This is a genomic window from Brachybacterium sp. AOP42-C2-15 (assembly GCF_052377065.1).
Lineage (GTDB): Bacteria > Actinomycetota > Actinomycetes > Actinomycetales > Dermabacteraceae > Brachybacterium.
This window is the reverse complement of the sequence record NZ_JBQSWK010000001.1, coordinates 205739-224659: the sequence shown is the minus strand read 5'-3', so window position 1 is coordinate 224659 and position 18921 is coordinate 205739. Positions and strand designations below refer to the sequence as shown.

Here is an 18921-nt window from a genome sequence, read left to right as displayed (position 1 = left end):
GTCGGGGCCGCCGGGAGGGCCGGTGATACGGTCGCCTCACCGACCCCCCCGACGTGAGGAGACGCCATGAACAGCACCCTCGAAGGACGCAAGATCCTGCTGTTGACCAGCAATTTCGGTACGGAGACCGACGAGATCACAAAGCCGCTCGCGACGCTTCGCGAGGCGGGTGCGACCGTCACCGTCGCCGCTCCGGAGACCGGCGTGGTCACGACCCTGGAGCGCGATCGCGAGCCCGGCCCCGAGGTTCCGGTCGACGCGACCCACGACTCCGTGAAGGCCGCCGATTTCGACGCCCTGGTGCTGCCCGGCGGCACCCTGAACGCCGACTCGCTGCGCGCCGACGAGACCGCACAGTTCCTGGTGCGCTCCTTCGCCGCCGACGGCAAGCCGATCGCAGCGATCTGCCACGCGCCGTGGCTGCTCGTCGAGACAGGCCTGGCCGACGGTCGCGAGCTCACCTCCGTCCCCACCATCCGCACCGACCTCACCAACGCGGGCGGGAAGTGGACCGATGAGGAGGTGGTGATCGACGACTCCGCCGGCTCCCGCCTCATCACCTCACGCACCCCCGATGACCTCGCCGCCTTCAACGCGGCGATCATCAACTCCCTCAGCTGACCCGCCTCCAGGAGGAAGCCATGACACAGCCGCAGAATCCGCAGAATCCCGCCGAGGATCCGGAGCTCGACCAGATCGCCGCGACCAGCGAGGACGAATATGCGCGCGGAGCCGACGAGGGGCCCGGTGAGGTGAGCATCGACGACGCACTGGAGACCGACCGGGTCCTCGCCGAGGGGCCGGAGTCCCGCAACGCCGACGGCTACGGCTTCGACGCCGACCGCGACCGCGGAGGCGATGACTCGACCGCCGCTGAACAGGGCAACCGGGATGAGGACCGCATGGAGGCCGAGACCGCTGAGCAGGAGCTGCCCGAGCTCTGAGGCTCCGGCCGTCGAAGCTCAGCGGGTCGAGGCTCAGTGGGTCGAGGCTCAGGCGGCCAGCGCCGCGAGGATCCTCTCGTCGACCGCATGCCGCGCCCGCAGGTGCTCACCGACGTCATAGGAGAACGACGAGTAGGTGAGGGTGCCGCCCTCGTCGATCAGGGCCTTCGCGCTGGGCCGGTCGGTGAGCTCTGCGAGCCAGGTCAGCGCCCGATGATCGGCCATGGCCTGCGCAAAAACGCGGTGCCGGAGGGAGAGCCAGGGGCTGCCGTCGGGCCCGGGGTAGACCGCGAAGGCATCGCCGCCGAAGAAGGGTCCGCCGGCACAGGTGTCCTCGAAGGGGTCGATCGGGCGCAGCGAGAACTGCGTCCACCAGAAGTTGTACCCCCAGTGCAGGAAGCCGGGGGCGTCGAAGGCGAAGAGCTGCCGGCCCAGCACCCGGTTGCGCACCGACGGCAGCGAGATGAACCGGTTGGCGACGTCCCGGCCCTGGGAGACGCAGTAGTACACCCAGGGGCGCCTGCCTGCCTCGAGGAACGGGCCCGCGTGGTTCGTGGCCACGATCGGAGTGTCCACGACGCCCTGTTCGGCGAAGACCAGGGAGCTGAGCGCGTCGACCACCTGGGCGCCCTCAAGCAGATCTGCGACCTGGCCCTTCGCCGCCCGGTAGGACCCCAGCTGATTCTGGTGCGGCTCATCAGAGATGTGCCACAGGACCTGCCCGTCCCAGTGCTCCTCGAGATGGGCGCGCAGGGCAGGGATCATCGCCTCCAGCAGCCGACGGTAGTCAGGGGAAGTGGCCGAGACATGCCAGCCGAAGCGATGCTCGAGGCCTGAGGCCGTCTCCACCTGGATCGCGGGGGTGTGCTGGGCACCCCACTGCGTGAACAGGTGCGCGATCTCGATGCCGGTGAAGCCCAGCTCCCGGCAGATCCCCAGCCAGCGGTCCAGCCGGGAGAAGTCGAACGCATAGGAGCCGTCCAGTTCACGGATCCCGATCAGCTGCACGAACGGCCGGGTGTGGCCCTCGGCGGTGTCCAGCGGTGGGGTCCAGGTGGGGGTGAGCACCGAGTTCACGTCCATCGCCCGCGCGGAGGCGAGGAAGGCCTCGATCAGCTCCCAGTGGCGCTCGGAGAACACCTCGACGTCGTAGTAGGTGGAGAGGCTGTCGGCGTGGAACCAGTGGGTGTTGGTGATCGACAGCAGGGGCAGGCGGTAAGGGTGGAGGCGCAACTGCGCGGTGTGCTCGGCGAGGACCTGCTCCCCTGTCTCCCCGCAGAGGGTGATCGTGAGGGCGTGGTCGCCGGCGTCGGCCTCCTCCGTGGCGAGGACGTCGATCCACAGCGACTCCCAGCGGCCGGGGGTCACGTGGACGGAGTCATCGCGGAGCGGCTCGAGCAGGTCCGGGTACTCGCCCGGGGCGGTGACCAGGTAGTGCTCGTCGGCGTTCTCCGGAGCAGGGGAGGAGACGGGGACGCGTCGCACAGCGTGCACCTGGGCACGGTCGGCGAGCGGGCCGGCGAGCCGGACCCGGACTGTGCCGAGGGAGTCCTCCTCGAGCCGGAGCGCCACCTGCACGGACAGCACCTCCCCGAGGAAGCCGGAGGCGTGGGCGCCGCCGATCAGCTCGGCGGGGCGCGGCGCGGTCTCGCCGAGCACCTTCTCCAGGGAATCGGTCAGGACGGACTGCACGGGTACTCCTCATCGAGCGCGGGGATGCGGCCGCCCACCATCCTCACATGCCGACCTCACCCGTCGGAAGGTCTGTCGTCGTCCTTCTCAGAAACCCATTCCAACAGGTCTCCCGGCTGGCATTGGAGCACCTCGCACATCGCTTCCAGGGTGCTGAAGCGCACCGCCTTGGCGCGGCCGTTCTTCAGCACCGCGACATTCGCCGGCGAGATCCCGACGCGCTCCGCGAATTCGCCCACGGAGAGCTTGCGCCGGGCGAGCTCGACATCGATCCGCACCACGATCGGCATCAGATCACCGCCTCCATCTCCTCGCGCAGCATCGTGGCGTGGACCAGCAGCGTGCGCATCACGCCCATCAGCAGTGCCATCCCGACCCCGGCGATCGCCCCCAGCACCAGCAGCAGCATCCAGGCGGGGGGACCGCCGACGGTGAAGGACTGGTAGCCGAGCGTTCCCACGCACACCGCGCTCGCGGCGAGGAAGGCCCCGATGATTCCGTCCACCCAGCGCAGGGAGCCGGCGGCGAAGACCTCACCGCGACGGGTGATGCCGAGCAGGCGCAGCGTGCACACGAGCGCTACCTCGACGCACGCCAGGCCGGCGATCGACAGCAGCAGGATCGGCCAGCGCATGAACGCTTCGGCCGGCAGCTCGGCGGCGAGCACGCCGGAGAGCCAGGGGAGGACCACAAGCTGCAGGATCGCGGTGAGCAGCAGTGCGATGCCCAGCAGTATGCGCAGCAGATCAACGCTCAGACGAGAGAACATGCATCGAGTATCACCGCGTATCTATCGAAAGTCAATCGATGTCAGCGTCTGCGATTAATCCATTGCGGTCGCCGGCGGGACGTCCTACGGTGGTCGGACACTCGAGAGGAGGTGATCCGAGAAGTGATTTCTTCTAGGACCTGTGAGGTGGCTCGCCGCTGAGGCGACCGTTCATCCGGACGCGCAGCGAATACCACCGAGCTGCCGGGACCCCCAGGGGTCGGATCTCGTCCATCCGACCAGCGCACCGCGCGACCTGGGGGTCTTCCCCTGCCCGCTGGCCTGCCGTCCTCTCCGCTGGCCCGCCGCCGTGCCCATTAGCCTGCTGTCATGACGAATGCACCCCAGTACGCGCCGATCGAACTGATCGCGACCCGGATCGACGAGGATGCCGCGCTGCGCTCGACCGGCGCTGGCGCCGACACCGACACCGGCGCCGACAGCCTCGTCGAGTCGCCGATCGTGCTGCTGCTCCACGGCCTGGGCAGCCACGAGGGCGACCTCGCGGGACTGGTGCCCTACCTCCCGCCGCACTTCACCTACGTCTCCCTGCGGGGCATCTACTCCTATGTGCAGGGCTACGCCTGGTTCGAGATGCCGGTGGATCCGGAGCGCCCGGAGTCGCTGCAGACCTCCGCCGCAGCGGTCGAGGCGTGGATCGCCGCGCAGAGCGCACCCGTCGTCGGCGCGATCGGCTTCTCCCAGGGCGGAGCGCTCGCGCTGCAGTTGCTGCGTCGCGATGCGAAGGCGCTGGGCTTCGTGGTGAACCTCTCCGGTTTCCCGTTCCCCGCCGCGATGCCCGGCGATGCCGCGCTCGCCGAGGCCGCGCCGCCCGCGCTGTGGGGCCACGGCGGTATGGATCCGCACTTCGACGCCGAGCGGGAGGAGCAGGTCCGGACGTTCATGAGCGCACACACCCGCCTCGAGGAGGAGCGTCGGCCGTACCTCGCGCACGCCGTGGACGAGATCGAGCTGCGGGCGATCGCCGCATTCCTGCAGCGGCGGGCCGACGAGCATCGGGACGAGCATCGGACCGAGCGCTGAGTGGCCCCGCACACCTGCCCCCACTCTCAGGAATCGGGTTGTAGCATTCCGTCATCCCCCTTCGAGAGCCGGAGCGGGGCATGAGGAGCACCAGGAGATCATGAGCGCCGCCAGCGACGCCCCGAGTGACAGTCCCAGGCCTTCGGGCCTGAGTACAGATGCATCATCCGGGGGGATCCGTCCATGGACCTGATCGGTCCCCTCATATCCTTGGCGGTCGGCCTCATGCTGATCGCCGCCTGCGGCGGATTCGTCGCCGCCGAGTTCTCCCTGATCACCGCGAACCGCAATGAAGTGGAAGCGGCCGCCGCCTCCGGCGACAAGCGCGCCAGCGGTGTCCTGCAGGGGATGAAGACTCTCTCCACGCAGCTCTCGGGAGCACAGCTCGGGATCACCGTCACCAACCTCGGCATCGGCTTCCTCGCCGAACCCGCTATCGCCGCCCTGATCGGTCCCCTGCTGGTAGATGCGGGTCTGGGAGCGGTCGCTGCGCGGTCCATCTCCGTGATCATCGCGCTGGTGCTCGCCACCGGCGTCACCATGATCTTCGGCGAGCTGGTGCCCAAGAACCTCGCGATCGCGGAACCGCTGCGCACCGCGCGCTATGTGGTCGGCTTCCAGCGGCTGTTCACGACGATCTTCCGCCTCCCGATCCGTCTCTTCAACGGCAACGCCAACGCCGTGGTGCGTGCACTCGGCGTCGAGCCGCAGGAGGAACTCAGCTCTGCTCGCAGCGCTGATGAGCTCTCCGTGCTGGTCAAACGCTCGGCCGACGAAGGCGCCCTTGCCGAGGAGACCGCCTCCCTGGTCCAGCGCACCCTCGCCTTCGGTGACCGTCGCGCCCACGACGCGATGGTCCCGCGCGGCCGGATGGACTCCCTGGAGGCAGACCATTCAGTCGCGGACCTGCTCGAGCTGGCCCGTCTCACCGGCCACTCGCGCTTCCCGGTGCTCGACGACGAGAACGAGGTCATCGGCGTCGCCCATATCCGGCACGGCCTCGCCATCCCCTTCGACGAGCGGCCCGGCACCAGGGTCGACTCCGTGATGGGCACCGCGACCTTCGTCCCGGACACGGTTCCGCTGGACGACCTGATGGACACCCTGCGTGCCGGTGGTCTGCAGATGGCGGTCGTGGTCGACGAGTTCGGCGACCATGCCGGGCTGATCACCCTCGAGGACCTGGTCGAGGAGATCGTCGGCGAGGTCCGCGATGAGCATGACGAGGAGATGGACGACACCCCGGAGGCCGACGGCTCCTGGGACCTCGACGCGCGCATGCGGCCCGACGAGGCCACCGACAGGCTCGGGGTCACCGTGCCCGAGCACGAGGACTACGACACCCTCGGCGGACTGATCACGATGGAGCTGGGCCGGCTCGCAGAGGTGGGGGACGAGGTCCTCGTGGACACCGACCCCGCCCCTGGAGAGGACCCTGCCCGGCTGCGGATCGAGGTCACCGAGGTGGATGGCCGCCGCATCGAGACCGTGCACGTCAAGGTCGAGCCCGCCGCGACTGAGGACGACGGCGAGCGGGACGACGAGAAGCACCAGAAGCACGAGAAGGAGGAGCGCCGATGAGCACCACGACCGGACTCGCCCTGACCCTGTTCCTGCTGATCTTCAACGCCTTCTTCGTGGGGGCCGAGTTCGCGCTGATCTCCGCTCGCCGCTCGATCATCGAACCCAAGGCACTCGAGGGGAAGTGGGCCGCGAAGGTCACCATCTCCGCGATGGAGCAGGTCTCGCTGATGATGGCCGGCGCGCAGATGGGCATCACCGTGTGCTCCCTCGCGCTCGGCGCGATCAGCGAACCGGCGATCGCCCATCTGCTCGAGGTGCCCTTCGAGGCCATCGGCGTGCCGAGCGCGCTGGTGCACCCGATCTCCTTCGTGATCGCGCTGTCGCTGATCACCTACCTCCACGTCGTCTTCGGCGAGATGGTGCCCAAGAACATCGCCCTGGCCGGGCCCGAGCGGATGGCGCTGATCCTGGCGCCGATGCTGATGGGCATCGTCACCCTGATCAAGCCCGTGCTGTGGCTGCTGAACTCCTGCGGCAACCTCGTGCTGCGCATGCTTGGAGTAACACCGAAGGCTGAGGTGACCAGCGTCTTCACCCGCAACGAGGTGGCGGCGATGGTCAGTGAATCCCGTGAGGGCGGTCTGCTCGAGCACAACGACGAGGCGCTCCTGCTGGGAGCGCTCCGCTTCGAGGCCCGCAGCGTCGCCAACCTGGTGATCCCGCTGGACCAGGTCTCGAGCCTGCCCCAGGGGGTCACCGCGGCGGAGGCCGAGGCCGCCGCCGTCGAGGGGTACTCCCGGTTCCCGGTGAAGGCGGCCGACGGCATGCTGATCGGCTACGTCCACATCAAGGACCTGCTGGACTCCGTGCAGGAGCAGCGCGAGCACCCGATCCCCGCCGAGCGCATCCGCACCCTGCCCGTGATCAGGTCCGACGAGCCGTTGCGACAGGCGCTCACCGCGATGCAGGATTCGGGGGCCCACCTGGGCGCCGCCACCGATGAGGCCGGTACCGTGATCGGCATCGTCACCCTCGAGGACATGCTCGAGGAGCTGGTGGGCCAGATCCGCGACGACTCGCGCATCGCCGCCTGAACCGCCCCCTCGGCCGACGGGGCACGATAGGGGGATGACGAACATCCCCGGCCCGCCGGAGAACCTCTGGACCGCCGCCGTGCGGCAGAACCCCGATCACGCACGGGGCTATGCCGAGCGGTGGCGGCGGATCGAGGCGTCCGGTAAGGACATCTACGGCGAGGCGCGACTGGTCGACGCCATGGCCCCGCGGGGCGCCCGCATCCTCGACGCCGGCTGCGGCACCGGCAGGCTCGGCGGGCACCTCGCCCGGGCCGGCCACCAGGTGGTGGGCGTGGACCTCGATCCCCAGCTGATCGAGGTGGCCCGGGAGGATCACCCCGGGGTGCGCTGGGAAGCAGGGAACCTCGCGGCCCTCGACCTGCGCTCGACGGACGGCGAACGGCTGCTCTTCGATCTGCAGCTCTGCGCCGGCAACGTGCTCAGCTTCCTCGCGGGCCAGGAGCGCAGGCCTGCCCTGGCCCGCCTCGCCGAGCATCTCGCTCCCGAGGGGCGGCTGGTCGTGGGCTTCGGACTCGATCGCGGAGACGATCTCGGTGACTTCGAGGCCGATGCCGCCTCCGGAGGGCTGCGCCTCGTGCAGCGCTTCTCCACCTGGGACCTCCGCCCCGCGGCACCCGGCTTCCTGGTGGGCGTGCTGACCTCCGCCTGACCCCTGATCCTTCTCGAGGAGCCTTCGTGCCCATCTCGCTGCGCCGCCGCCGGTGGGCGCTCTACGCGCTGTTCCTGCTGCCCGGCCTGAGCATGTCCGCCTGGGTCACCCGCACCCCCGCCGTGCGCGATCTGCTGGACGCCTCGACCGCCCAGATGGGTCTGGTGCTGTTCGGGCTCTCCGTCGGGTCGATGGTCGGGATCCTCTCCTCCGGCCCGCTGGTGATGCGGCTGGGGACCCGTCCGGTGGTCGCTGCCGGCGCCGTGCTGGTCGTGGTGGCGATGCCCACCATCGCCCTCGGCGCCGCGAGCGGCATGCCGCTGGCGACGGCTCTGGGCCTGGCCCTGTTCGGGGCGGGGATGGGCGGCGGCGAGGTCGCCATGAACATCGAGGGCGCCGACGTCGAGAGGCTCGGCGGCCGGCCCTTCCTGCCCGCGCTGCACGGATGCTTCAGCCTCGGCACCGTGATCGGGGCGAGCCTGGGCATCCTCGCCAATGCGGCGGCGTTCTCGGTGGTCGCCCACCTGGTGCTGACCGCCGTGGCGGGCGCGGGACTCCTGACGTGGGCACTGCGCGCGGTCCCCTCCGGGGTCGGGCTGGTCACCGCGCAGGAGCGCGTCGAGCAGGCCGCGGCCCCGCGCCCGGCGCTGTGGAAGGACACCCGCCTGCTGCTCATCGGCGGGATCGTGCTCGCGATGGCGCTCGCCGAGGGCACCGCCAACGACTGGCTGCCGCTGATCATGGTCGACGGGCACGGCTTCGGGCCCACGATGGGCTCGATCGTGTTCGCGCTCTTCGCCGCCGCCATGACCATCGGCCGCTTCTGCGGCGGGCCGATCGTGGCCCGGGCGGGACGCGCCCGGGTGCTCATGGTCAGCGCCCTGTTCGCCGCGGTGGGCCTCGCGCTGATCTCCTTCGTGGACAGTCAGCCGGTCGCCGTCGCCGCCGTGGTGCTGTGGGGCCTCGGCGCCTCGCTCGGCTTCCCGCTCGCCCTCTCCGCCGCCGGGGACTCCGGCCCGAACCCCGCCGGCCGCGTGGCCCTGGCCTCGACGATCGGCTACCTCGCCTTCCTGGTGGGCCCGCCCACCCTCGGCCTGCTCGGCGAGGAGGTCGGACTGCGCGGCGCCCTGGTGGTGCCGCTCGCGGTGGTGCTGGTGGCCGTGGCCCTCAGCCCGGCGTCGGCCCCGCGGGTGCGTGCAGCGGAGGCGCCGCAGCCCCGGCAGAGCGCGGGGACGCTCGAGGGCTGACGCCGCCCGAGCCGAGGCTGGAGCGGCGCTTCGGGATCTGGGAGCCGCGTCCCCTCCGAGAACTTCCTGGTGGGAATCCTGACGCACGGCTGACCGCTCCGGCAGGATGACGACATGAACAGCCGCACATCGTCGCACGGCGAATCCTCCTCCCTCGCCGACTCCCGGTGGCGGGTGCTGCCGCTCGGGCCATTGCCTGCTCTCGCCCGGCATGCGGCCGCAGCGGTGCCGCAGGGACTGATCGGTCTGCTCTGCCTGCTCGGCATCGCGATCCTCGGCGGGCTGATCAGTGAGGAGCTGCTGCCCGAGACCGCTGCGGGGACCACCATCGACCTGGTCGGTCGGGCCTCCGCCGGCGGGGTGATGATCCTCGGGGCGGCCGGGCTGCTCCTGTGGGGGCTGCTCGATGCTCTGGACGGCCCTTTGACCGCCCGGGCGCTCGCAGCGCGCAGGCGGGAGGGCACCCCGGCCACCTCCGTCCCCTATCCCCAACAGTGGGGGAGTGCCCAGGCGACGGGCGGCGGGCTGTACCGGGTCTTTGCGATCGTGCTGCTGAGCGGTCTGGGGCTCTGCTACCTGATCGTCGTATTCGTGGTGCTGGGAGAACCCGACGCGAGCGGGGCGGCGATCCTCGCCGGGGGAGCTCTGGTGCTCGGGGCGATCGCCGCAGGCATCCCTCTGACCGGGACCTGGCTGCGAGGCATCCAGCAGCGGCACGCCGCGCCGCTCGCGGAGCACTGGACCCAGGCGCATCGCATCGTCGCGGCCGGGCGGGAGATGACCGAGGAGGAGTTCGCGCCGGCCTCGCGCACCCTTCCCGGAGCCCGGGCCCACGCCGTGGGCCGGGCCCTGCTGTCGGTCCTCGCCGCCGCGGCCGGGATCGGGCTGCTCGGGCTGCAGCTGATGTTCGCCGTCGCCTACCCGGACGCCGAGCGCGAGCCCGGAGGGCGCGCAGGAGATCGTGCGGAGCTGGAGCCCGCCGCGGAGCGCATGGTGGACCTCATCGTGCTCGGGGTCGGCATCGCCGCGGCCGTGGTGCTGCTCTGCGTCGTGCTCGTCGCGCTCTGCGAGATCGTGGCGCGCTGGCAGGAGCACGGCGCGCTGCGGCGTGCGCTCGCGGACCCGCAGGCGGGACTGCCGCCGCTCGCTGCCCTCCGCAGCTACCTGGCGGGCGGGCAGCTCCCGGTGCTGAAGCTGGGGCACGTCGTCGCCGGGGCGTCCGCCGGCCTGGGCTTCGCCCTCTGGTTCGTGGACCTCGTGGCGGGCCTGCCGGACTGGGACAGCTACGCCGGTGCGGGGCCGCAGCTGCGGGCGGTCGGACCACTGGGCCCCTGGATCGTGCTCGGGGCGCTGGCGGTCATGGCGCTCGGGATCGTGCTCGGCGCGGTGCTCGAGGCCCGGGACCGGGTGCTGCGCGATGAGCTGGTCCAGCGCTGGCCCGTGGGGCCCGCGGCGCTGGAGGCGCCCGCGGATTGACGCTCCTGCGCGATCGCGCACGAGTGGGCGCGCACTACGGCGAGCTCGCGCAGAGCAGGGGTGAGTCACGCCACCTTCGCGGGGGAGCCCGCCCCGCCCGGGGCGTCCCGGCTACGGTGAGCGCAGCACATCGACGTGTCCCCGGTGCTCCGCTACCGGGCCCAGAGCAAGGGGCGACCTGTGAATGCAGCTCTTCCCTTCCCGCCGCCGCTGTCGCCTGCCGCCGGGCGCCGGGACCAGAAAGCCTCCGCGGCCCAGGACTCCGCCGTCCCGGTGTTCTTCATCTCCGACTCCACCGGCATCAGCGCCGAGACCATGGGCAACGCCCTGCTGCTGCAGTTCCCCTCGGTGCACTTCGAACGGCGCCTGATGCCCTTCGTGCGCACGGTCGAGGAGGCGCGCGAGGTGCGTGCAGATCTCGATGCGGCGATGGATGGCGCGGTGCAGCCGCTGGTGTTCCTCACCGTGGTCGACGAGGCTGTCCGCGAGGAGCTGAGGGCCACCAAGGCACCGGTCATCGACTTCGTCAGCGGCCACCTCGCCCAGCTCGAGGAGCGGCTCGGGGTCACCGGCGACCACGCCCCGGCCCGGCTGCACGGGGTGGGCGACTCCCGCCGCTACAACCGCCGCATGCAGGCGGTGGAATTCGCGATCGAGCATGACGACGGCCAGTCCGTGCGAGCGATCGAGAAGGCTGACGTGGTGCTGATTGCGCCATCGCGCTGCGGCAAGACCCCCACCAGCATGTACCTCGCGCTCATGCACGGGATCTTCGTGGCGAACTATCCGCTGGTGGACGAGGACCTCGGCGGCGAGGTGCTGCCCGAGTCGATCGCCGCGATCGCCGATCGGTGCTTCGGGCTGCTCACCTCCCCGCAGCGGCTCAGCGCCGTGCGCAGCGAGCGCCGCGCCGAGTCCCGCTATGCCTCCCTCGAGCAGACCCGCTGGGAGCTGTCGCGAGCTCGCCGCGTCTACGACATGCACGGCATCCCCTTCGTCGACTCCTCGAACAAATCCGTCGAGGAGATGTCGACCCTCATCCTGCAATCGCTCGCCCGTCGCGGGACCACCCCCCACGCACAATGAAGGAGCACGCCATGACCCAGAGCATCCGTTGGTTCTCCGAGCTCGGCATGAACGACCTCGAGCAGGTGGGCGGCAAGAACGCCTCCCTCGGCGAGATGGTCTCGAACCTGACCCGCCTCGGGGTGCAGGTGCCCGACGGCTTCGCCACCACGTCGGAGGCGTATCGCGAATTCCTCGGCGCGACCGGGCTCGCGGAGCGCATCGACGAGCGGCTGCAGGGCCTGGACACCGACGACACCATCGCGCTGGCCGAGACCGGCCGCGAGATCCGGGAGCTGGTGATCGCCCAACCCTTCCCGGCAGATCTCGAGGCGCAGATCCGCTCCGCCTACGAGCAGCTCGCCGAGGGCAGCGGCGAGGAGGCATCCTTCGCGGTGCGCTCCTCGGCCACCGCCGAGGACCTGCCGGATGCCTCCTTCGCGGGCCAGCAGGAGACCTTCCTGAACGTGCGAGGCATCGACGACGTGCTGCTCGCCATCCGCGAGGTGTTCGCCTCCCTGTACAACGACCGCGCGATCGCCTACCGCGTCCACCACGACTTCGAGCACGCCGCAGTGGCGCTCTCGGCCGGGGTGCAGAAGATGGTCCGGTCCGATCTGGGATCCAGCGGCGTCATGTTCACGGTCGACACCGAATCAGGGTTCGAGCAGGCCATCTTCATCACCTCCGCATACGGGCTCGGAGAAGGGGTGGTCCAGGGCGCGGTGAACCCCGACGAGTTCTACGTCTACAAGCCCGGCCTGCGTGAGGACCGCCCCGCGATCCTCAAGCGCCAGATCGGTGAGAAGGCCACCAAGATGGTCTACACGAACGACACCACCGTCGGCCGCACCGTCGAGTTCATCGAGGTGGACGTCGCCGAGCGCAGCCGGCTCTCGCTCACCGATCAGCAGGTCACCGATCTCGCGAAGCAGGCGCTGATCATCGAGGAGCACTACGGGCGGCCGATGGACATCGAGTGGGGGCTCGACGGGGCCGACGGCTCCCTGTACATCCTGCAGGCCCGCCCCGAGACCGTGCAGTCCCGGGCGGGGAACACCGTCGAGAAGTACATCCTCGCCTCCCGCGGCCCGGTCCGCGCCGAGGGACGGGCGATCGGCGCGAAGATCGGCGCCGGCCCCGTGCGGGTGCTGGACACCATCGACCGCATGCACGAGTTCCAGCCTGGTGAGGTGCTGGTCGCGGACATGACCGACCCCGACTGGGAACCGATCATGAAGCGCGCCAGCGCCATCGTCACCAACCGTGGCGGCCGCACCTGCCACGCGGCGATCATCGCCCGCGAGCTCGGGATCCCTGCGGTGGTGGGCACCGGCTCCGCGACCGCCGAGCTGAAGGACGGCGACGAGGTCACCGTCTCCGCCGCCGAGGGCGACACCGGATTCGTCTACGAGGGGCTGCTGGACTTCACCGTCTCTTCCTCCGAGGTGGACTCGATGCCGCGCCTGCCCACCAAGATCATGATGAACGTGGGAAACCCCGAGCAGGCCTTCGGATTCTCGCGCCTGCCGAATGCCGGGGTGGGCCTGGCCCGCCTGGAGTTCATCATCAACCGCCAGGTCGGCATCCATCCGCGCGCCCTGCTCGAGCTGGAGCGGCTCGAGCGTGACGAGCCGGAGATCGCCGCGACGGTGCGCTCCAAGATTGCCGCCTACGACTCCCCGCGGGACTACTTCGTCCAGCGCGTCGTCGAGGGGGTGGCGACCATCGCCGCCGCCTTCGCCCCGGAGCCGGTGATCGTGCGGATGAGCGACTTCAAGTCCAACGAGTACGCGAACCTCCTGGTCGGCACGCTCTTCGAGCCGCACGAGGAGAACCCGATGATCGGATACCGCGGCGCCTCCCGCTACCTCTCGAAGGACTTCGCAGACTGCTTCGCGATGGAATGCGAGGCGCTGCGCTTCGTGCGCGAGGACATGGGCCTGAGCAACGTCAAGGTCATGATCCCCTTCGTGCGCACGCCCGCCGAGGGCAAGGGGGTCATCGACCTGATGGCCACCCACGGCCTGGTGCGAGGCGAGAACGACCTGCAGGTCATCATGATGTGCGAGATCCCCTCGAACGCCGCGACGCCGGAGCTGTTCCTCGAGCACTTCGACGGATTCTCGATCGGCTCGAACGACATGACCCAGCTGACCCTGGGCCTGGACCGTGACTCGGCCCTGGTCGCCGACGCCTTCGATGAGCGGGATCCGGCCGTGAAGTTCATGCTCGCCCGGGCGATCGAGGCCTGCCGGGCCGCGGGGAAGTACGTCGGGATCTGCGGGCAGGGCCCGAGCGACCACCCGGATCTCGCCGAGTGGCTGCTCGAGCAGGGCATCGCCTCGATGTCCCTGAACCCGGACACCGTGGTGGACACCTGGCTGCGGCTCGCCGCCCGGGGCGGGGGAGAGATCTCCTGAGGATCGGGCAAGCGGGGCCGACGGGGCTGGCGGGGCAGCCGGGCAGATGCCTCAGCGGTCGGTGCGACCGCCACCTGACTCGTGATCCATCTCCGCGTACTCGGCGGCCTGCTCTTCCCTGCTGAGCGCCGGCATCTCCCCGGTGCGGGTGCTGTGGCTGTCGGTGTCGAGCTGTGAGGTGACCGTGGTCAGCAGGAACACTGTGTCCTCGAGCGCCTCCACCGAGTGGCGGAAGTGCGTGAGCGCCTCGAGCTGGCCAGCCTGGAGCACCACCGGTTCCTGCGCAGTGACACGGAGGCTGCCGTGCATCACCTGGATCGAGGCGGCCGGCGGGGAGTTGTGCTCGGGCAGCTGGGCGCCGGCCTTCAGCGCGATCACGGTCTGGCGCAGCGGCCCGTCGTGGATCAGCAGCTCGGCATGGCGACCGTTCGGCGCCTCGCGGGCGATATCGATCGCCTTGGTCATCGCATCGGTCAGGGCAGCCATCGGGAACCTCCTGGTGAGCGTCATCGGTCCCCCACCAGTATCCGTCAGGAAGCCGGATCCGTCAGGCCTGCGGCGGATTCCTTCGCCAGATCCAGCATCGCGCGCTCGCTGATCCCGAGCACCCGGGCGGCCGCGACGACATCCCGGAACTCCGGTTCGCGGCGCCTGACGACACCGTCGGCGTCGCGCGCGACCTTCACCGCGATCTGCTGACCCTGCACCTCCACCTCGGCGAACTCACGGGTGCGGATCACTCGCTGAACCCGGTGCCGGCGCACGCCGAGGCTGCCGGTGCGATCCATCAGCAGCGCGGAGGCCTCGGCCTCCGAACCTTCGCGGACCAGGGCGTGGATCGTCACCGCCGGGCGACCATGCTTCATGATGATCGGGGTCAGCCAGGCGTCCAGCGCCCCCTGCTCGAGCAGTGCGTCGATGACGCCGGGCCAGAGCCGGGGGTCGAGGTCGTCGACATTCGCCTCGAGCTGGAGCGCGGCGGCAGGGGTGTCGTGGGCGTCGGCTCGCGCGGAGGCCGCGCCCACCAGCACCCGGACCACGTTGGGGCGGCCCGGGGTGTCCTTGGTGCCCGCGCCGACGCCGAGGGCCTCGGTGACCAGCGAGGGCTGCGGCCCGGCGGTGCTCGCGAGCCCGCGCAGCAGGGCGACGCCGGTGGGGGTGGCGAGCTCGCCGATGCCGGGGGCGACCCCTGCCGGGACCCGTCGACCACCGTGCTCATGGGGGCCGCCCTGGGCGTGGGCGGGCAGGGCCGCATCGGAGTCGGGGACCTCGACGGGGTGATCGTGGGAGTGATCATGCGGGTGGGAGTGCCCGTGGTCGTGGGAATGCGCGGGGGCGTGACCGCGGGGCGGGAGCAGCTCGCCGGCGACCGTCGGCCAGCCGAGCGCGAGGCGGGCCACTGCCGGGACCGGCACCGGGATGTCACCGTGGGCTGCGCGGATCCGGCCGGAGCCCACCGCGATCACGCTGCCGGCACCCTCGGTGATGCCGAGCTGGCGCCAGGCCTCGCAGGCGCCGATCACGTCGGCCAGGGAGTCCAGCGCCCCGACCTCGTGGAAGTGGACCTCGTCGGCCGGGACGCCGTGGGTCGCGCCCTCCGCCTCGGCGAGGCGGCCGAAGACCGTGAGCGCCAGGTCGATCGTGCGCTCGGGCACGGAGGCGTCCCCGCGGGAACGTTCCAGCAGCTCCCGGATCGAGGCCCAGGTGCGGTGGGGCGGATCCTCGACCAGCACCTCCACATCGATCTTCACCGCGCGCTGCCCGCCACGGTCCACCGTGGAGCGGACGAAGCGGACCGAGTCCGGGACCAGGGCGTCCAGCACCCGCTGCACGCCGTCGAGGTCGGCGCCGGCGTCGATCAGAGCGGCCAGCAGCATGTCGCCGGCGATCCCGGCGGTCGCGTCGATGTAGGCGAGACGAGACGAGGACGGCGAGAAGGACTCCATGGCCACGATGCTAGTCGGACCTCCGCATCGGGCATGATTCCCCTCATGACCGTCCCCGCCCCCGTCGCCCGCTTCGACGACGTCGCCGCGGGCCGCAGCCTGCAGTTCGGCCGGGCCGAACGAGTGATCAGCGCCTACCGGCCCGAGGAGGTGCGGCCCGCGCTCGCCGCGGTGCAGGACGCGGTCACCGGCGGGGCCTGGGCCTTCGGGATGGTGGCCTATGAGGCAGCCGCGGGGCTCAATCCGGATGTTCGCGTCCGGGCGCCGCAGGAGGGCCTGCCGCTGGTGTGGTTCGGGATCGCCGACGCCCCGGATGTGGAGGCGCTGCCGCTGACCACGGGGGAGGGCTTCGAGGTCGCCCCCTGGGTCCCGGACTGGTCCGCAGCGGAGCATGCGCGGCGGGTGGAGGCGGTGCGGGCCGCGATCGCCGAGGGCGACACCTACCAGACGAACCTCACCACGCGCCTGCGCTCGACCTTCCGCGGTGATGCCTTCGGGCTCTACGGGGAGCTCGCGCACCGCCAGCGCGGCGGGCATCACGCCTTCCTGGACCTGGGGCGGCACACCGTGGTCAGCGCCAGCCCGGAGTCGTTCCTCCGCTGGGAGGACGGCCTGCTGCGCACCGCCCCGATGAAGGGCACCGCCGCTCGGGGCCGGACCCCGGAGGAGGACCTCGCGGCGCGGGAGGCGCTGCGGGCGAGCGAGAAGGACCGCGCCGAGAATGTCATGATCGTGGACCTGCTGCGCAACGACCTCGCTCGGGTGTGCGAGGCGGGAAGCGTGCAGGTCACCGAGCTCATGGCCGCTGAGGAGTATCCGACGCTGTGGCAGCTGACCTCGCGCATCCAGGGTCGCGTGCGTGAGGAGGTCGGGCTCGCGGAGGTGTTCGAGGCGCTGTTCCCCTGCGGCTCGATCACGGGTGCCCCGAAGCTGTCCACCATGGGCCTCATCGCCGAGCTCGAGGATGCCCCGCGCGGGGCGTACTGCGGGGCGATCGGGTATCTCGCCCCCGGCCCCTCGCCGCGGGCCCGGTTCAGCGTCGCGATCCGCACCGTGGTGATCGATGGGGCCGACGGCTCCGCGGTCTATGGCGCGGGTGGCGGGGTCACCTGGGCGTCGACCGCGGCGGACGAGTACGAGGAGCTGCTGGTCAAGGCCGCGGTGCTGCCGACCGGCACGCGGGAGCCGTTCGCTCTGCTGGAGACCTTTGCAGTGCTCGATGGCGTCGCGCAGCACCTCGGGCAGCATCTGGAGCGGATGCTGGGCTCGGCGGCGCACTTCGGGATCCCGGCACGGCGGGAGACGCTCGAGGTCGCCGCGCTCGAGGCGGCGGCCGGTTCGGCGGGGGACGTGCTGCTGCGGCTGGCGCTGCGGAGGGACGGATCGCTCGAGGTCAGCTCCCGGCCGCTGGTGGCGACGCCCGGGCCGGTGCGGCTCGCGCTGGATACGGTGCGCACCTCCTTCCCGACGGAGCTCAGCGCGCACAAGACCACGGTGCGGGAGCATTTCGCCGCCGCCCGGAAGCGTCATCCGGGCTCGGAGGACGTGGTGCTGCTCGGCGAGCACGGCCGCGCCGTGGAGACCACCATCGCGACCCTCGCCGCCCGGATCGACGGCACCTGGTGCACCCCGCCGCTGGCCGACGGCTGCCTGGCCGGGGTGGGTCGCCGGCTCGCGCTCGAGCGGGGCGAGCTGGTGGAACGGCCGCTGAATGCCGAGGAGGTGTGCGCGGCTGAGGAGCTCGCGGTGCTCAGCTCGGCCCGCGGGTGGAGGCGCGCGGTGCTGGTGGAGGGGTCGGCGCCGGGTCGGGGCTGACTCCGGCCCGCGAGTCCGTCATGAGGAGCAGGGCGGCACCGCCGGCGAGGGCGGCGGCGAGGAGCAGCGCGAGCGAGGCGCGCCCAGTCCCTGCGAGTGCGGCGAAGGGGCTGTTCAGCAGAGCGGGAGGGGCGAGCTGGACGATGGCCATCAGCGACTGGAAGCGCGTCATCTGACCGGCGGGTGCCCGGCGCAGGAGCATCGGGGCGATGTGGGTGGTGAAGATCGCGGTGCCCACCCCGAGCAGCGCCGCGGCACCGAGCATCGCCGGCAGGGCCAGGGGCAGGGCGAGGAGGGCCAGGGCGCCCATCATCAGCAGCGGTCCACCGATCAGGGCGCGATGCTGGTGCGCCCACGTCCCGGTGAAGGAGATCAGCAGCGTCACCGTGAGGGTGCCCGTGGCCCACGCCGCCTCCAGCAGCCCTGCCTCGGAGCCGCTCCACCCCTGAGCGCGGGCGGCGGAGGGCAGCACCACTGCGACCACCGGCAGCACCGCTGCGCAGACCAGCGCGACCGCCGCCAGCAGCGGCCAGATCCGCAGGGCATGCGCCGAACGGATCCCCTCGGACAGAGCGTGCCAGAGGCTGGTCGGGGGACCCGTGCCCACGGGTGGCGGGGAGGAGGGACGCAGCACCGCGAGCACGACGAGGCTGAGGCCCGCGAGGGCCGCGCATACCGCGAGGAGCACGGCCAGCGGCCAGACCGAGATCGCGATCCCTCCGGCGGAGACCCCGAGGATGCGGGCGATGTGCATGCTTCCTGAGATGCGTGCAAGTGCCCGGGAGAACTGCTCCTCCTCGGTGATCAGCAGCCTCGGGAACACGATCGCTGCGGGCTGCTTGACGGCGGAGATCACGGAGACCGTTCCTGCCGCGACGGCCAGTCCTGCGATGCCGGGGTCCTCGCCGAGGAGAAGGAGCAGACCCAGCAGCACGGTGAGCTGCGCCAGGGTGGTCGCCACCAGCATGCGCCGGGGCCCATGGCGATCGCCGAGGGCACCTCCGAGCAGGAGCAGGCAGAGCGAGGGCAGCACAGACACGGTGCTCACCAGGGCGACGGCAGCCGGCCCGTGACCGGTGGCGAGCCAGATCAGGGCGAAGGCCAGCATCGAGCTGCCGGCGGCGTGGAGGGTGGAGACGGCCCACCAGAGGTGGAATCCGGCGGGCAGGCGCGTGGTCGGAGAGGGTGGGGTGTTCACGCCCTCGAGGGTGGGGGTTCGAGCGACCTGAA

General features: G+C 71.1%; 17 protein-coding genes. 11 read left to right on the top strand and 6 right to left on the bottom strand.

What is annotated here, in order from left to right; genetic code table 11:
* Positions 1-66: 66 nt before the first annotated feature.
* A complete protein-coding gene (locus ACT3SQ_RS01065) occupies positions 67-621 on the top strand; it encodes a type 1 glutamine amidotransferase domain-containing protein (RefSeq protein WP_441446193.1) in 555 nt (184 codons plus the stop codon).
* Positions 622-641: 20 nt separating this feature from the next.
* Positions 642-944 carry a hypothetical protein gene (locus tag ACT3SQ_RS01060; protein ID WP_441446194.1) on the top strand — a complete coding sequence of 101 codons (303 nt, stop codon included), beginning with the start codon at positions 642-644 and terminating at the stop codon, positions 942-944.
* 48 nt (positions 945-992) lie between these two features.
* Here ACT3SQ_RS01060 and ACT3SQ_RS01055 read toward each other — a convergent pair whose 3' ends face one another.
* Genes ACT3SQ_RS01055 through ACT3SQ_RS01045 form a run of 3 tightly spaced genes read right to left on the bottom strand, consistent with a single transcriptional unit; the run spans position 993 to position 3405 of the window.
* On the bottom strand, positions 993-2636 hold the full coding sequence (locus ACT3SQ_RS01055; protein ID WP_441446195.1) for a glycoside hydrolase domain-containing protein: 1644 nt from the start codon (positions 2634-2636) through the stop codon (positions 993-995).
* A 56-nt stretch (positions 2637-2692) separates the two neighbouring features.
* Positions 2693-2926 (bottom strand): helix-turn-helix domain-containing protein, encoded by a 234-nt coding sequence (locus ACT3SQ_RS01050; RefSeq protein ID WP_441446196.1) that lies wholly within the window; start codon positions 2924-2926, stop codon positions 2693-2695.
* Positions 2926-3405, bottom strand: coding sequence for a DUF2975 domain-containing protein (locus tag ACT3SQ_RS01045; protein ID WP_441446197.1), 480 nt, complete (start codon positions 3403-3405; stop codon positions 2926-2928). Before ACT3SQ_RS01045 ends, ACT3SQ_RS01050 begins: the two co-directional genes overlap by 1 nt.
* Positions 3406-3735: 330 nt before the next feature.
* Here ACT3SQ_RS01045 and ACT3SQ_RS01040 point away from each other — a divergent pair, with 330 nt between their 5' ends.
* The 8 genes from ACT3SQ_RS01040 (at position 3736) to ppsA (ending at position 13930) form a co-directional block, all read left to right on the top strand.
* Positions 3736-4449 carry an alpha/beta hydrolase gene (locus ACT3SQ_RS01040; protein WP_444592027.1) on the top strand — a complete coding sequence of 238 codons (714 nt, stop codon included), beginning with the start codon at positions 3736-3738 and terminating at the stop codon, positions 4447-4449.
* Between the two features lie 183 nt (positions 4450-4632).
* On the top strand, positions 4633-6030 hold the full coding sequence (locus ACT3SQ_RS01035) for a hemolysin family protein (RefSeq protein WP_442332350.1): 1398 nt from the start codon (positions 4633-4635) through the stop codon (positions 6028-6030).
* Positions 6027-7067: a hemolysin family protein gene (locus tag ACT3SQ_RS01030; protein ID WP_442332349.1), complete on the top strand. Its 1041-nt coding sequence runs from the start codon at positions 6027-6029 to the stop codon at positions 7065-7067. Before ACT3SQ_RS01035 ends, ACT3SQ_RS01030 begins: the two co-directional genes overlap by 4 nt.
* A 34-nt stretch (positions 7068-7101) precedes the next feature.
* Complete coding sequence (locus ACT3SQ_RS01025; RefSeq protein ID WP_442332348.1) at positions 7102-7719, top strand: class I SAM-dependent methyltransferase; 618 nt, start codon at positions 7102-7104, stop codon at positions 7717-7719.
* Positions 7720-7745: 26 nt separating this feature from the next.
* Positions 7746-8966 carry an MFS transporter gene (locus ACT3SQ_RS01020; protein ID WP_442332347.1) on the top strand — a complete coding sequence of 407 codons (1221 nt, stop codon included), beginning with the start codon at positions 7746-7748 and terminating at the stop codon, positions 8964-8966.
* 114 nt (positions 8967-9080) lie between these two features.
* On the top strand, positions 9081-10442 hold the full coding sequence (locus tag ACT3SQ_RS01015; protein WP_442332346.1) for a hypothetical protein: 1362 nt from the start codon (positions 9081-9083) through the stop codon (positions 10440-10442).
* Positions 10443-10622: 180 nt separating this feature from the next.
* Positions 10623-11528 (top strand): pyruvate, water dikinase regulatory protein, encoded by a 906-nt coding sequence (locus ACT3SQ_RS01010; RefSeq protein WP_444600766.1) that lies wholly within the window; start codon positions 10623-10625, stop codon positions 11526-11528.
* A gap of 11 nt (positions 11529-11539) precedes the next feature.
* The gene (gene ppsA / locus ACT3SQ_RS01005) at positions 11540-13930 is read left to right on the top strand and encodes a phosphoenolpyruvate synthase (protein ID WP_444600765.1); all 2391 of its coding nucleotides are present in this window, start codon (positions 11540-11542) and stop codon (positions 13928-13930) included.
* Positions 13931-13981: 51 nt separating this feature from the next.
* Here ppsA and ACT3SQ_RS01000 read toward each other — a convergent pair whose 3' ends face one another.
* Positions 13982-14416: a hypothetical protein gene (locus tag ACT3SQ_RS01000; RefSeq protein ID WP_444592025.1), complete on the bottom strand. Its 435-nt coding sequence runs from the start codon at positions 14414-14416 to the stop codon at positions 13982-13984.
* Positions 14417-14460: 44 nt separating this feature from the next.
* Positions 14461-15876 carry a LarC family nickel insertion protein gene (locus tag ACT3SQ_RS00995; protein ID WP_444592024.1) on the bottom strand — a complete coding sequence of 472 codons (1416 nt, stop codon included), beginning with the start codon at positions 15874-15876 and terminating at the stop codon, positions 14461-14463.
* A 45-nt stretch (positions 15877-15921) separates the two neighbouring features.
* Between ACT3SQ_RS00995 and pabB the strand changes: the two genes are divergently transcribed.
* Positions 15922-17691, top strand: coding sequence for an aminodeoxychorismate synthase component I (gene pabB, locus ACT3SQ_RS00990; protein ID WP_441445885.1), 1770 nt, complete (start codon positions 15922-15924; stop codon positions 17689-17691).
* Here pabB and ACT3SQ_RS00985 read toward each other — a convergent pair.
* Positions 17627-18889: an MFS transporter gene (locus ACT3SQ_RS00985; protein ID WP_441445884.1), complete on the bottom strand. Its 1263-nt coding sequence runs from the start codon at positions 18887-18889 to the stop codon at positions 17627-17629. The genes pabB and ACT3SQ_RS00985 overlap by 65 nt on opposite strands.
* Positions 18890-18921 lie beyond the last annotated feature (32 nt).